Source organism: Nocardioides sp. WS12, from assembly GCF_014108865.1.
Classification (GTDB): domain Bacteria; phylum Actinomycetota; class Actinomycetes; order Propionibacteriales; family Nocardioidaceae; genus Nocardioides.
In genome coordinates, this window is record NZ_CP053928.1 from 2,155,431 (window position 1) to 2,168,381 (window position 12,951).

Annotated in this window: 13 protein-coding genes and 1 riboswitch; of the genes, 10 read left to right on the plus strand and 3 right to left on the minus strand. The window is 69.3% G+C overall.

Annotated features, from left to right (window positions below):
- The first annotated feature begins 17 nt into the window (after positions 1-17).
- Complete coding sequence (locus HRC28_RS10460; RefSeq protein WP_182380022.1) at positions 18-389, plus strand: hypothetical protein; 372 nt, start codon at positions 18-20, stop codon at positions 387-389.
- Positions 390-443: 54 nt separating this feature from the next.
- Here the strand turns inward: HRC28_RS10460 and HRC28_RS10465 are convergent, their stop codons facing one another.
- Together HRC28_RS10465 and HRC28_RS10470 are read right to left on the minus strand one after the other, a co-directional pair.
- A complete protein-coding gene (locus HRC28_RS10465) occupies positions 444-1,763 on the minus strand; it encodes an HNH endonuclease signature motif containing protein (RefSeq protein WP_182380023.1) in 1,320 nt (439 codons plus the stop codon).
- A 261-nt stretch (positions 1,764-2,024) separates the two neighbouring features.
- Positions 2,025-2,462, minus strand: a complete 438-nt coding sequence (locus tag HRC28_RS10470; RefSeq protein WP_182380024.1) for a 6,7-dimethyl-8-ribityllumazine synthase — start codon at positions 2,460-2,462, stop codon at positions 2,025-2,027.
- Positions 2,463-2,514: 52 nt separating this feature from the next.
- Positions 2,515-2,684: riboswitch (FMN riboswitch) on the minus strand.
- Positions 2,685-2,855: 171 nt separating this feature from the next.
- Between HRC28_RS10470 and ahcY the strand changes: the two genes are divergently transcribed.
- The 9 genes from ahcY to HRC28_RS10515 all read left to right on the plus strand — a co-directional run bounded on the left by ahcY (position 2,856) and on the right by HRC28_RS10515 (position 12,621).
- Positions 2,856-4,307 (plus strand): adenosylhomocysteinase, encoded by a 1,452-nt coding sequence (ahcY, locus tag HRC28_RS10475; RefSeq protein ID WP_182380025.1) that lies wholly within the window; start codon positions 2,856-2,858, stop codon positions 4,305-4,307.
- Between the two features lie 150 nt (positions 4,308-4,457).
- Entirely contained in the window at positions 4,458-5,168 is a 711-nt protein-coding gene (gene mtrA, locus HRC28_RS10480; RefSeq protein WP_182380026.1) for an MtrAB system response regulator MtrA, read from the plus strand.
- Positions 5,169-5,178: 10 nt separating this feature from the next.
- Entirely contained in the window at positions 5,179-6,873 is a 1,695-nt protein-coding gene (mtrB, locus tag HRC28_RS10485) for an MtrAB system histidine kinase MtrB (protein WP_182380027.1), read from the plus strand.
- Entirely contained in the window at positions 6,870-8,618 is a 1,749-nt protein-coding gene (locus HRC28_RS10490; RefSeq protein WP_182380028.1) for an LpqB family beta-propeller domain-containing protein, read from the plus strand. Before mtrB ends, HRC28_RS10490 begins: the two co-directional genes overlap by 4 nt.
- A gap of 77 nt (positions 8,619-8,695) precedes the next feature.
- Positions 8,696-9,427: a phosphoribosyltransferase family protein gene (locus HRC28_RS10495; protein ID WP_237111786.1), complete on the plus strand. Its 732-nt coding sequence runs from the start codon at positions 8,696-8,698 to the stop codon at positions 9,425-9,427.
- A 449-nt stretch (positions 9,428-9,876) separates the two neighbouring features.
- Positions 9,877-10,503 (plus strand): ribosome-associated translation inhibitor RaiA, encoded by a 627-nt coding sequence (gene raiA, locus HRC28_RS10500; RefSeq protein WP_182380029.1) that lies wholly within the window; start codon positions 9,877-9,879, stop codon positions 10,501-10,503.
- Between the two features lie 148 nt (positions 10,504-10,651).
- Positions 10,652-11,311 (plus strand): response regulator transcription factor, encoded by a 660-nt coding sequence (locus HRC28_RS10505; RefSeq protein ID WP_237111787.1) that lies wholly within the window; start codon positions 10,652-10,654, stop codon positions 11,309-11,311.
- A 75-nt stretch (positions 11,312-11,386) separates the two neighbouring features.
- On the plus strand, positions 11,387-12,010 hold the full coding sequence (locus HRC28_RS10510; RefSeq protein ID WP_182380030.1) for an ATP-dependent Clp protease proteolytic subunit: 624 nt from the start codon (positions 11,387-11,389) through the stop codon (positions 12,008-12,010).
- Positions 12,007-12,621, plus strand: a complete 615-nt coding sequence (locus HRC28_RS10515) for an ATP-dependent Clp protease proteolytic subunit (RefSeq protein WP_182380031.1) — start codon at positions 12,007-12,009, stop codon at positions 12,619-12,621. The genes HRC28_RS10510 and HRC28_RS10515 overlap by 4 nt, the downstream gene beginning before the upstream one ends.
- Here HRC28_RS10515 and HRC28_RS10520 read toward each other — a convergent pair.
- Positions 12,581-12,883, minus strand: a complete 303-nt coding sequence (locus HRC28_RS10520; protein WP_182380032.1) for a helix-turn-helix transcriptional regulator — start codon at positions 12,881-12,883, stop codon at positions 12,581-12,583. The two genes, HRC28_RS10515 and HRC28_RS10520, sit on opposite strands and share 41 nt — an antisense overlap.
- Positions 12,884-12,951 lie beyond the last annotated feature (68 nt).

Sequence of the window (12,951 nt, forward strand, 5' to 3'; positions counted from 1 at the left end):
GACCGTCGGGCCTGGTCATGCGATCGCGTCGTCCTGCCAAGGCGTGCCTGCTCCTGGCGTGCCTGCTGCTCCTCCTGGCAGTGACGCTGTGGTTCGACAACCCCGCCGTGGACGTCAGCGCCTCGGACTTCACCGGCGAGTCAGGTGGCGAGGTGGGCTGCAGCATCGCGCCCTGGGACGCCGGGCTCAACGGGAACGATGAGGGACCCGGCGGCGAGCACCCCCACGACTACTTCGTCGAAGTGGGAGCCGCCTGCTACGCAGCCAACATGACGAGGTTCCGCGTCGCCGTCGGTGCCGGTGCGCTGGCGCTGGCGGCGTTGGCGGCTGGCGTCTTCCTGGCCCTGCGGCCGCGGTCGGCTGCTGGGCCGAGGGCTGACCCCGCCTGAGGTCGCGGGCATGCCGCTGGCCCCGCTGGTGGGCGGGGTGCGGGGCGGTGGGAGTTATTCGTCGGGGTCGATGAGCCGTGGTGGGTCGAGGGCGCGGGTGCCGTCGGGTCCGACGAGGAAGTGGTGGCCGTTCGGGCTGATCCACAGGTAGAGGCCGGGGTGGATCACGGTGTAGCGCCAGTTGCTGAAGGTCTTGGCGCGGTGATGTCGTCGGCATCCGGGGGCGAGGTTGCACGGGCAGGTTGGGCCGCCCTTGTTGTGCGGGACCACATGATCGAGATCGCACTTCGCCGCTGGCCGGCTGCACCAGGGGAACCGGCACGAATGGTCGCGGAGCTCGACCCGTCTGCGGATGCGGTCGGGGATCTCGTAGGAATCGACCGGGACGCAATCAGCAAGGTCGATCACGGGCCGCACGATGATCGTGGTGTCCCTTGCGCGGAGCCATTCCTTGATCTGCGCGGTGGAGATCGGTGCACGGCCTTGGTCCCAGCGGCCGACGGGGTTCGCGAACGGGTTGTCCTCATCGTCAGAGGTGAGGGCGGTGTCGGTGATGTGGACGCTCAGTTCGACCTTGCGGCCGGGTGACTGGGCCACGACTTCACCGGTCTCTTCGTCGGTGAACAGCAGGTCCAGGGACAGGTCTTGGCGGGCCATGTCGCCAACGGACTTGGAGCGGCGGACGTCGAAGGAGTCGGTGTCGCCGAGCTGTCCGCGGACCTTGGCTCGACGCGACAACGCGATGTCGAAGTCGTGGGCATCCGCGGCGTCCAGGATGCTGTGGGACTCGACCTGCCCGTTCGTGTCGACCTCACCGACGTCGACCCGGCGGGCATCGGCGGCGGCCTGGCGCTCGGCTTCGGCGCGTTCGGGGTCGAACCGGATCACCGCTTCGGTGACGAGGCGTTCGAGTTGAGCCCAGCCGACGCCGCCGACGGCAGCGAGCTGGCGGTCCACGAACGCAGCCGCTTCGGCGTTCAACGAGTGGGTGAGGTCGGCGATGCGTTCGGCCCGCCACGGCTCCAACCTGCCCTCGACCACTGCCGCGTAGATGCCGGGGAGGCGCCAGGCGCACTCGATGATCCGCCCGACGTACCCACGGCCACCATCAGGGGACCTGCCGAGGACCGCGATGAGTTCCATCAGGTTGAACTCGGACACCAGCGGTGCACCGGCGCCGGCGATCGGGACACCGGTGTCGATGACGCCGTCGACGATGGTCGCGGCCTGCTCGGGGCTGGTGACGATGTTGCGCCTGGCCCAGGTCGCGATGTCGATCCATTCCTTGACCAGCGCAGCCTGGCGGGACTTGACGCCCTTGCTGAGATCCGACAGCAAGGCCCGATCAGAGCGGGTGTCGGTTCCGAGATCCATACATGTATTAGATCACCGACCTCCGACACGACGAAGCGCCGCAAACCCGCCTGTGGACAGGGCAAAGTCCCCGACCGAGCCTGTGGAGAGTTGGTGGTCAGGGCCGGGGGTTTCGAGGCTCGCTTCGCTCGCACCTCAACCACCGGGCTCGCCAGATTTCGCTCGCACCTCAACCACCGGGCCTGCCGAGTTCGCTCGCACCTCAACCACCAGGCCCGCCTGAGGTCGAAGCGCACCTCAACCACCGGCAGGCGGCCTCGCTCAGCTGGTCGGCGGGCGCACGGTGGCGTCGACCGCGTTGGCCAGCTCGCGACCCTTGGTCTCGAAGTGCGCGCGGAAGTAGCCCGTGTGGTCGTCGTGCTCGTGGAAGTGGTGCGGGGTGAGCACTGCCGAGAACACCGGGACGTCGGTTTCCAGCTGGATGCGCATCAGCGCGTCGACGACCGAGGACGCGACGAAGTCGTGGCGGTAGATGCCGCCATCGACGACGAGCGCGGCGGCCGCGACTCCGGCGTACCGGCCGGACTGCGCGAGGCGGCGGACCTGCAGCGGGATCTCGAAGGCGCCGGGCACGTGCACCACGTCGACCTCGTAGCCGCGGCCACGAAGTTCTTCGGTGGACGTCGTCACGGCGACATCGACGATGTCGGCGTGCCAGCGCGCGGCAATGATGGCAATGCGGGGAGCGGTGGGTGACATGGTTCCTCCTGTTTGCGTGTCACCCAGGGCGTGACGACGCGCACGAGGCCCGTCGCGTTCTCTCTCGTCCGGACTGTGACCGTCGGCTCCGGAGTTGGACCGGATCTGCTGACCCACCCCGATCCAGGGGATCGGTGTGGCGCTCGCGGGCTCGACCGCCCCGGATCTGCCGGGACGCTCCTTACCGCCGGTGGGGATTTCCACCCCGCCCTGAGAACGTACGGATCAACCGTACCGCTCCGGCGCCGAGTCGGGATGAAGTCCCTTCCCTGATGATTCCCCGCGCACGGAATCCCGCTTGTAAGGTGTCCTACGTCATGCGCGGGAGACCCCGGCAGAGCGCAGATGCGCCGCATTGACCACGAAACACTCGATCCTCGAGGACCCCTTTTCATGGACTACAAGGTTGCTGACCTGAGCCTGGCCGAGTTCGGCCGCAAGGAGCTCACCCTCGCCGAGCACGAGATGCCCGGCCTCGTTTCGCTGCGTACGTCGTACGGCGACGCCCAGCCGCTGAAGGGTGCCCGGATCGCCGGCTCCCTGCACATGACCATCCAGACCGGCGTGCTCATCGAGACCCTCGTCTCGCTCGGCGCCGAGGTCCGTTGGGCCACCTGCAACATCTTCTCGACCCAGGACCACGCGGCCGCTGCCGTCGTCGTCGGCCGCCCCGAGACCGGCGGCACCGTCGAGAACCCCAAGGGCACCCCTGTCTTCGCCTGGAAGGGCGAGTCGCTGGCGGAGTACTGGGACGAAGCCGAGAAGGTCTTCGACTTCAAGGACGAGGCCGGCAACCTGATCGGCCCGAACATGCTCCTTGACGACGGTGGCGACATCACCATGCTCGTCCACCTCGGCGTCGAGTTCGAGAAGGCCGGCGCGGTTCCCGGCCAGGACTCCACCGACAACGAGGAGTTCAAGGAGGTGCTGCGCGTCCTGGCCCGGTCCCTCGAGACCAGCTCGACGCGCTGGACCAACATCGCCAACAACATCAAGGGAGTCTCCGAGGAGACCACCACCGGTGTGCTGCGCCTGTACGACCGCTTCAAGGAGGGCTCGCTCCTCTTCCCGGCGATCAACGTCAACGACTCGGTCACCAAGTCGAAGTTCGACAACAAGTACGGCTGCCGCCACTCGCTCATCGACGGCATCAACCGCGGCACCGACGTCATGATCGGCGGCAAGGTTGCCGTCGTGTGTGGCTACGGCGACGTGGGCAAGGGTTCCGCCGAGTCGCTGCGCGGCCAGGGCGCTCGCGTGATCATCACCGAGATCGACCCGATCTGCGCGCTGCAGGCAGCGATGGACGGCTACGAGGTCAAGCGCCTCGAGTCGGTCGTTGAGTACGCCGACATCTTCATCACCACGACGGGCAACTTCGACATCATCCGTGTCGAGCACTTCGAGAAGATGAAGCACCAGGCGATCGTCGGCAACATCGGCCACTTCGACAACGAGATCAACATGGCTGGCCTCGCGAAGATCGAGGGCATCGTCAAGGACGAGATCAAGCCGCAGGTCCACCAGTGGATCTTCCCCGACGGCAAGAAGGTCATCGTGCTGTCCGAGGGCCGTCTGCTGAACCTCGGCAACGCGACCGGCCACCCGTCGTTCGTCATGTCGAACTCCTTCACCAACCAGGTGCTGGCTCAGATCGAGCTGTTCACCAAGGTCGAGGAGTACCCCGTCGGCGTCTACGTCCTGCCGAAGCACCTGGACGAAGAGGTGGCACGCCTGCACCTCGACGCCCTCGGTGTCGAGCTGACGATCCTCACCCAGGAGCAGGCCGACTACCTCGGCGTTCCGGTCGAGGGCCCGTTCAAGGCTGACGCCTACCGCTACTGATTGAATTGGCGCGAGCGCGTCTCCGGCGTTGATCCGGGGCAGCAAGCTGCCCATCGACGCCTCCCGCCGCGCTGCCGCGCGTTCAGCACGCAGGGGCCCCGCACCGTCACGGTGCGGGGCTTCTGCCGTCCTCCCGCCTAGGATCGACACATGACACCTCCCGCCGGCGCACCGTCCTACCCCACTCGGGGACGGGTGCTTGTCGTCGATGACGATGCACCGCTGGCGGAGATGCTCGGCATCGTCCTGTCCCAGGAGGGTTTCGAGAGCCGGGTGTGCCCACGGGGCGACCTCGCGCTCGCCGACTTCCGGGACTACCGGCCCGACCTGGTCCTGCTCGACCTGATGCTGCCCGGCAAGGACGGCATCGACGTCTGCAAGGAGATCCGGGCCGAGTCCGGCGTCCCCATCGTGATGCTCACCGCCAAGGGCGACACCGTCGACGTCGTCGTCGGACTGGAGTCCGGCGCTGACGACTATGTCGTCAAGCCGTTCAAGCCCAAGGAGCTCGTGGCGCGGATCCGTGCCCGCGTGCGTCGTACCGACGCGGTCCCGCAGGAGACGCTCACGGTCAAGAACCTCGAGATCGACGTCGCCGGGCACTCGGTCACCCGCGATGGCGTGGAGATCTTCCTGACCCCGCTGGAGTTCGACCTGCTGCTGTGCCTGGCCCGTAAGCCCGGCCAGGTCTTCACCCGGCAACTGCTGCTCGAAGAGGTCTGGGGCTACCACCACGCGGCCGACACCCGTCTGGTCAACGTGCACGTGCAGCGCCTCCGCTCGAAGGTGGAGCACGACCCCGAACACCCCGAGATCGTCCTGACGGTGCGGGGCGTCGGCTACAAGGCCGGCGCTGTCTAGGCCGATCGACATGGACGGATCCGACCTGTCCCGGTGGCTGCGCAGCCTCTGGGCCCGGGTCGCGCCGGAGGTACGACGGGCGCTCACCTTCTGGCGCCGTTCGATCCAGGCGCGGGTCGTGGTCAGCACCGTCGTCCTGTCGGCGCTCACCGTCAGTGCGGTCGGCTGGATCCTGTTGCAGCAGACCCAACGCGGCCTGCTCGAGCACCGGGTGGACGTGGTCCTCGGTGAGGTCGACGCCGAGGTGAGCGACGCCAATGGCCGACTCGCCGCCGCGTCGGGCACCGAGGTCAATGCCAGCCGCCAGCAGCGGGACCTCGTCGACCCGATCATCGATCGCGGGCTGAGCCGCGGATACAGCGTCGTCCTGGCCGGACCGGAGGGGGAGGACGTGCCCCTGCGCGAAGGGGGCGGTGAGTACACCAGCGGCCTGGACCTGGTCAGCGTCCCGGAGAGTCTCGAGGCCCACTTCGACGGTCTCGGTCGCTCGACCGCCTGGACCTACACGAAGATCGTGCAGAACGGCCCGGATGGGCGCCAGTCCCGCGCTGGCATCATCGTCGGCGCGCAGGTGCCGCTGCCGTCGGACGGCAAGACCTACACGCTGTACTTCCTCTTCCCGCTCACCGAGGAGGAGGAGACCCTGGACCTGGTCACTCGCGCGCTGCTCACGGCCGCGGGTCTGTTGCTCGTCCTGGTGGCGGGCCTGACCTGGCTGGTGACCCGGCAGGTCGTGACGCCGATCCGGATGGCTCGCCGGGTGGCCGAGCGACTCGCCGCCGGGCGCCTGCAGGAACGACTCCAGGTCCGTGGCGAGGACGACATCGCGCGGCTGGCGTACTCGTTCAACCAGATGGCCACGAACCTGCAACGCCAGATCCGCCAACTGGAGGAACTGAGCTGGGTCCAGCGCCGCTTCGTGTCCGACGTGTCGCACGAACTCCGCACGCCGCTGACCACCGTGCGGATGGCCTCGGACGTCCTCCACGACGCTCGCGACGGCTTCGACCCGACCACCGCGCGCTCAGCCGAACTGTTGCAGGCGGAGCTGGACCGGTTCGAGAACCTCCTGGTCGACCTCCTCGAGATCAGCCGCTTCGATGCCGGTGCCGCGCGGCTCGCCACCGAAGACGTCAACCTGGTCGAGGTCGTCGAGCGCGTGGTCACTGCTGCGCAGCCGTTGGCCGACCAGCGAGGCGTGCGGGTCGTGATCGAGCAGCCCGACGACGAGGTGCGAGCCGAGGTCGACGTACGACGGATCGAGCGGATCGTGCGCAACCTGGTCACCAATGCGATCGACCACGCCCAGGCGGACGACCCGACCGAGGCGGTCATCGTCCGGTTGGCCTCCGATTCGGAGGCAGCCGGGATCACGGTCCGCGACCACGGCGTCGGCCTGGCGCCGGGGGAGGCGGCCATGGTCTTCAACCGGTTCTGGCGCTCGGACCCGGCGCGGGCCCGTACCAGCGGCGGAACCGGACTCGGCCTGGCGATCGCCCAGGAGGACGCCCACCTGCACGGCGGCTGGCTGCAGGCCTGGGGTCGCACCGGCCAGGGCGCCCAGTTCCGGCTGACCGTCCCGCGGCATGCCGGAGCGACGTTGCGCAACAGCCCGCTGTCGCTGGTCCCCGAGGACGCGTCGTCCACCGACGCCGGGGTCGTGACCGGCCCCGTCGCCGTGCCGACCCAGGAGGGCACCCGATGACCCGCCCGGCAGCAGTCGCCCGCCAGGTCGCGATCGCGCTGTTCGCCGCCGTCCTGCTCGGGGGCTGCGTCGCGCTGCCCACCGACGGGCCGATCGTGGAACGCAGCGTCACCGACCAGGAGGACGTGCGGCAGGCCAGCGACATCGACGCCCGCCCGCCGACCGCCGGTGCGTCGCGCACCGAGGTCGTCGCCGGATTCCTCGACGCGATGACCGCGTGGCCGATCCAGACCAGCGTCGCGAAGAAGTACCTCACCGACGCCGCCGCCACGCAGTGGAATCCCGAGCAGGAAACCATCGTCTACAGCGACACCTTGCCGGTCCGCGAAGTCGGCGGCTCCGTCTCCGTCGAGCTGACCGCTGCCGACAGCCTGGACGCCGTCGGTGGCTGGCGTGGCCCGATGCCGTCCGACGAGCTCACGATGGGATTCCGGGTCACCGTCGAGGACGGCGAGTACCGCATCGCCGACCCGCAGGACGCGCTGGTGGTCCCGGCCACCTGGTTCCAGCAGCGCTATCGCCAGGTGTCGCTCTACTACTTCGACCCGCTCGCGCAGATCCTCGTGCCGGAGCCGGTGTTCGTGCCGGAGGGCGATCAGCTCGCGACCAGCCTGGTCTCGGGACTGCTCGCCGGACCTCCGCCACTCGCACGCGGCGTGGTCCGCTCGTTCCTCCCCTCCGGCCTCAGTGTCGGCCTCTCCGTGCCCGTCGACAAGAACGGCGTCGCCGACATCACGCTCGTCGGTGACGCCCCGAGGGTGACCTCGGAGGAAGCCGAGTTGATGCTCGCCCAGCTGGCCTGGACGCTGCGCCAGGACGGCGACATCACCGCGCTTCGCGTCACGGTGGGCGGGTTCGACCTGCCGCTGCCGGGTGGTGCGTCGACGTACCCCGTCAACGGTGGACAGGGCTTCGATCCGGCTGGTGCCGACGCGACCACGCTGCTCTTCGGCCTGACCCGGGGCCGCCTGGTCTGGGGTACGGCCGGGAACCTGGTGCCCGCCACGGGGCCGTTCGGTGACGAGGGCGCCGGCATCGAGATCGCCGCTGCCCGACCCGACGCCGAGCAGGTTGCCGTGGTCGACGGCGGTGGCCGGCGTGTGCGGGTCGGGTCGGTCCGCGAGACCGCCGACGCCGTACCGACCCGGACGGTGCTGAGTGGCGGGACGTACGCCCGGCCGTCGTGGGACGCCAGTGGGCGGCTCTGGGTCCTCGAGCGGCGCCGCGCCGGATCGGTCGTGTGGCTCATCGACGGCGACGGTGTGCGCCAGGTGGACGTGCCGGGCGTGACGGGCCTCCAGGCCCAGCAACTCATGGTGTCGCGCGACGGCACCCGCCTCGTCGCGGTGGTGCGCACCAGTCGGGGCGACGAGGTCGTGGGCGCCCGGGTGGTGATCAACGGCCGCGGCGGCATCGCTCGCGCGCGGGCGCCGTACCTCGTCCACGCGGCGAGCGACGGGCAGATCATCGACATGGCATGGACCAGTCCGATCCGTGTCGGTCTGCTGACGCCGACCGCCCCCGGCACCCTGTCCGAGGTCGACGTGATCGCCGCCGACGGTGCGACCGTCGGGGTCGACGAACTGTCGACCATCGTGTCCGGTGACCTGATCGGCCTCGCCGGCACGCCCACCCCGGGCCCGCAGATGTTGGCGGTCTACCCCGACCGGTACGTCGACATCGTGCAGCAGGACGAGTACGACTCCGCGGACGACCTGCTCACCCAACTCGACTACGCCGGGTAGGGGCGCGGCTCGCCGTGTTCTCCACAGCGCCGCGCCGGGCAGTTGTCCGGTGGCGACGTGGTTGATGGGGTGGGGCGGTGCGCCTGCTGCCCATGCTCGCCGACGGCTTCGTCGACCTGGTCCTCGGATCGGCGTGCGTGGTGTGCAACCGGCCCGGCCGGCCGCTCTGCCCGGGCTGCCGCGCCGCACTGCCCGCCGACGCGGTGGTGCGCTGGCCGACCCCGACGCCGCCCGGCCTGGCGCCGCCGTACGCGGTGGGCGCCTACGACGGTGCGCTGCGGGCGATGGTGCTCGCCCACAAGGAGCGGCGGGTGCTCGCCCTCGCCCGCCCGCTCGGTGACCTGCTGGGAGCCTCGGTCAGCGCAGCGCTGGAGGACGCACGCTGCCCCCTTCCTGTGCCCGTCGTGCTGGTGCCGGTGCCGTCCCGGCCGGCCGCGGTGCGCCAGCGCGGCCACGACCCGACGTTCACCATGACCCGGGCTGCCGCGCGGCGCCTCGTTGCCGACGGCAGGCCCGTCACCGCCGTCCCGGTGCTGCGCCTGCGGCCCGGCGTGGTCGACCAGGCCGGGCTCGACACGCGCGGACGCGCGGCGAACCTTGCGGGCTCCATGGCCGCGCCCTCCGCCGCCGTACGACGTCTGGGGGAGCGGTTCCCCCACGCCCACGTCGTGCTCTGTGATGACGTCCTCACGACCGGAGCGACGCTGCGCGAGGCGCAACGGGCGCTCGAGGTGGCCGGGGTCCCGGTGCTGGCTGCGGCCGTCGTCGGGGCGACGCAATTGCGTGACCGAAGGCCCAACTTCGGGTGAAGCCTTTCGTCCGCTTCGACAACGGACTAACGTCTCATCATGGAGTCCGCCCGGGTCCGTGGTTGCGTCGTACAGGTGGGGCAGGCGCCCGACCGGGTACGGCAAGCCGATGCCAGTCGCAGGCGAAACGGTCCACGTAAGACGGCCTTCGGGTCGACGATCACGGTGCGGCTTAGTCGTAAGTCCTGCCTCGGACCGGACGTCAGATACGTCCGAATCCGGGAGAAGGCCGGTAGTGGCATCAAGCTGCGGAAGCCTCAGCAGGCGATTGTGGGGTCGAAGACCAGGTCGGCCGGGCGGACTCCTCTGTTCTGGTTTGGCGCGAGTGCGGCTTCGCCGCAGCGCGGGCAGCAAGCTGCCGCCGACGGCTCTCGCCGCGCTGCCGCGCTATCAAACGTCCCGCCCCACGTGGCGGGAGCACCCATCACCGATTCCCCTTGGAGGTACTGATGGACGTTGTGGTCACCGGTAGGCACTGCGAGATCTCGGACCGTTTCCGGGCGCACGCAACCGAGAAGCTCGCGAAACTGGAGAAGCACGACCACCGCATCATGCGGGTGCATGTCGAGGTTGACTCCGAACCCAATCCGCGTCAGCACGACCATGCCGTTCATGTGGAGCTCACCGCCTACTCCAAGGGGCCGGTGATCCGGGCCGAAGCGTCCGCCGACGAGAAGATGGGGGCGCTGGACCTCGCCATGGACAAGATGGCGGCCCAGATGCGGAAGGCCGCTGATCGAAGGCGGGTGCACAAGGGACGACCTGAGCGGATCTCCGTCGGCCGGGCCCTGTCGGACCTGGAGATCGCCACCGACGAGGAGGTCGAGGACGACGCGTCCATCGAGCGCCAGGTCGGCCCGATCACCGTCACCGGTGACGGCCCGCTCGTGGTCCGGGAGAAGACCCACCCCGCCAGCCCGATGACGCTCGACCAGGCGCTCTACGAGATGGAACTGGTCGGTCACGACTTCTACCTCTTCGTGGACAAGGAGAGCGAGCGGCCGGCGGTCGTCTACCGCCGTCGCGGCTACGACTACGGCGTGATCTCCCTCGACCTCGGGGCCCAGGAAGGCTGACCCAGTCCGCAGATCCGATGGCCGGCCCGCTGCTTTCGGGGCCGGCCATTCGGCTCGCTCCCGGGCTAGACCGGCGTTGCGTCGCGAAGTCGTGCCATGATGCCTGAGTGACGAGTGGGGCAACGCCGAGCGCAACGGGGGGCAACGGGTGAGCGGACCGGTTCGCGTGGCAGTGGTCGACGACCAGGAGTTGTTCCGCCGCGGCCTGACGATGCTGCTCGGTATCGAGTCCGGCATCGAGGTCGTCGGTGAGGCCGGCGACGGTGCCGAGGGCGTGGCCCTGGCGATCAACACCGTTCCCGATGTCGTCCTGCTGGACGTCCGGATGCCCAAGCAGTCGGGCATCGAGGCGTGCGTCGCGATCAAGGAAGCGGTCCCGACGACGAAGATCATCATGCTGACCGTCTCCGACGACGAGGCCGACCTCTACGAAGCCGTCAAGAGCGGCGCGTCCGGCTACCTCCTCAAGGACTCCTCCATCGAAGAGGTTGCCCAGGGCATCCGGGTCGTGGCCGACGGCCAGTCCCTGATCAGTCCCTCGATGGCCGCCAAGCTCATCGACGAGTTCAAGACCATGTCGGCGCCCGAGCGCACCGCAGGCACTGCGCTGAAGCTGACCGAGCGCGAGCTCGAGGTGCTGCGCCTGGTGGCGCGGGGCCTGAGCAACCGCGACGTCGCCTCCCAACTCGCGATCAGCGAGAACACGGTCAAGAACCACGTGCGCAACATCCTCGAGAAGTTGCAGTTGCACTCGCGCATGGAGGCGGTCATGTACGCCGTCCGCGCCAAGCTCGTGAATCTGGACTGACGCTCCGCTGAGGGCAGATCTGCCCCCAGCAGCACGCCCTTGGGCGGCGTCCCGCGCGCTGCCACGCTCGGGAGCATGAACGCACCCACCCCGAGCTTCCTCGACGACGACCTGGCCCGACGCCTTCTCGACCAGCGCACGATCCTGCTCGGCACCGAGCTCGACCAGACCCTGAGCAACCGCCTCACGACGGCGTTGCTGATGCTGGCCGCCGACGACGAGAAGACGCCCATCTCGATCTGGATCAACTCGGTCGGTGGCTCGGTCCCGGGCATGCTGGCCATCCGCGATGCCATGCGACTGATCCCCAACACTGTCTCGACCGTCAACCTCGGCATGGCCTACAGCGCCGGCCAGTTCCTGCTCAGCGCGGGTACGCCCGGCCACCGCTACCTGTTGCCGCACTCCAAGGTGCTCCTGCACCAGGGGTCGGCGGGCTTCGGCGGTACGGCGGGCGACATCGCCATCCAGGCAGAGACCCTGCGCGACAACAGAGACACCGTCCTGGGCCTGATCTCCGCCGACACCGGGCAGCCGGTGGAGATGGTCGAGAAGGACTCGCGTCGCGACCGCTGGTTCAACGCGGAGGAAGCCATCGCCTACGGATTCGCTGACCACGTCGTCGAGTCCCTCGCGCAGATCAGGCCCGCGCCGCAGCGACCCCTGGGCCTGGGACTTCGTCAGGCGGTGTCGGCATGACGTCGTACCCGATCCCTTACGTCACGACCCAGACTCCGCGCGGCGAGCGCACCACGGACATCTACTCGCGCCTGTTGGCTGACCGCGTCGTCTATCTCGGTACGCCGATCGATGACGGCGTCGCCAACGCCCTGATCGCGCAGTTGGTGCATCTGGAGTCGGAGAACCCGGACGCCCCGATCAACCTCTACATCAACTCGCCCGGTGGCTCGATCCCGGCGATGCTGGCGGTGTACGACGCGATGCAGTTCGTCCGGCCGCCGGTCGAGACGACGTGCGTGGGTCAGGCAGTGGCCACTGCCGCCGTGCTGCTGGCCGGCGGTGAGCCCGGCCACCGGCAGATCCTGCGCCACGGCCGGGTCGTGTTGCACCAGCCCGCGGCCGAGTCCCGCGGCACCATCCCGGACCTGATCCTGGAGACCGAGGAGATCGAGCGGGTGCGGTCCCTGCTCGAGGAGTTGCTGGCCACGCACAGCGGTCGTACGCCGCTCCAGGTGCGCGAGGACACCGAGCGCGACCTCGTCCTGACCGCTCAGGCGGCCGTCGACTACGGACTGGTCGACGCGGTGATCACGCAGCGAGGCAGACCGGTCCGGTCGGCGTACTCCTGATCGCCCGGGAGGCGACCTCGCGGACGGTGCTGCCGAGGGCGCCGGCGATCGCCGCGAGGAGTTCCGAACTGGGGTCCTTGAGGCCGCGCTCGAGTTCGGAGAGGTACTGAATCGAGACGCCCGCGCGTTCGGCGACGTCCCGCAGGCGCCAGCCCGCGGCGACGCGCTGCTCGCGCAACTGCTGGCCGACCTGCTCACGCCACAGCGGCTCGGGGGTGTTCGGCTCGGGGGAGTTCGGCTGGAACGCGATGACCTGGCCCATGTCGGCCACGGTAGTTCGATGACGCCCGCCACGACGAGTGGATCTGCTGTGAGCAGAACGGCCACTCC

Excerpts from the sequence above, each read along its gene's own strand:
- ahcY (WP_182380025.1), top strand. The coding sequence starts at position 2,856 with ATGGACTACAAGGTTGCTGACCTGAGCCTGGCCGAGTTCGGCCGCAAG.
- HRC28_RS10490 (WP_182380028.1), top strand. The coding sequence starts at position 6,870 with ATGACCCGCCCGGCAGCAGTCGCCCGCCAGGTCGCGATCGCGCTGTTC.
- HRC28_RS10520 (WP_182380032.1), bottom strand. The coding sequence starts at position 12,883 with ATGGGCCAGGTCATCGCGTTCCAGCCGAACTCCCCCGAGCCGAACACC.
- HRC28_RS10515 (WP_182380031.1), top strand. The coding sequence starts at position 12,007 with ATGACGTCGTACCCGATCCCTTACGTCACGACCCAGACTCCGCGCGGC.
- HRC28_RS10510 (WP_182380030.1), top strand. The coding sequence starts at position 11,387 with ATGAACGCACCCACCCCGAGCTTCCTCGACGACGACCTGGCCCGACGC.
- HRC28_RS10460 (WP_182380022.1), top strand. The coding sequence starts at position 18 with ATGCGATCGCGTCGTCCTGCCAAGGCGTGCCTGCTCCTGGCGTGCCTG.
- mtrB (WP_182380027.1), top strand. The coding sequence starts at position 5,179 with ATGGACGGATCCGACCTGTCCCGGTGGCTGCGCAGCCTCTGGGCCCGG.
- HRC28_RS10470 (WP_182380024.1), bottom strand. The coding sequence starts at position 2,462 with ATGTCACCCACCGCTCCCCGCATTGCCATCATTGCCGCGCGCTGGCAC.
- raiA (WP_182380029.1), top strand. The coding sequence starts at position 9,877 with ATGGACGTTGTGGTCACCGGTAGGCACTGCGAGATCTCGGACCGTTTC.
- mtrA (WP_182380026.1), top strand. The coding sequence starts at position 4,458 with ATGACACCTCCCGCCGGCGCACCGTCCTACCCCACTCGGGGACGGGTG.
- HRC28_RS10465 (WP_182380023.1), bottom strand. The coding sequence starts at position 1,763 with ATGGATCTCGGAACCGACACCCGCTCTGATCGGGCCTTGCTGTCGGAT.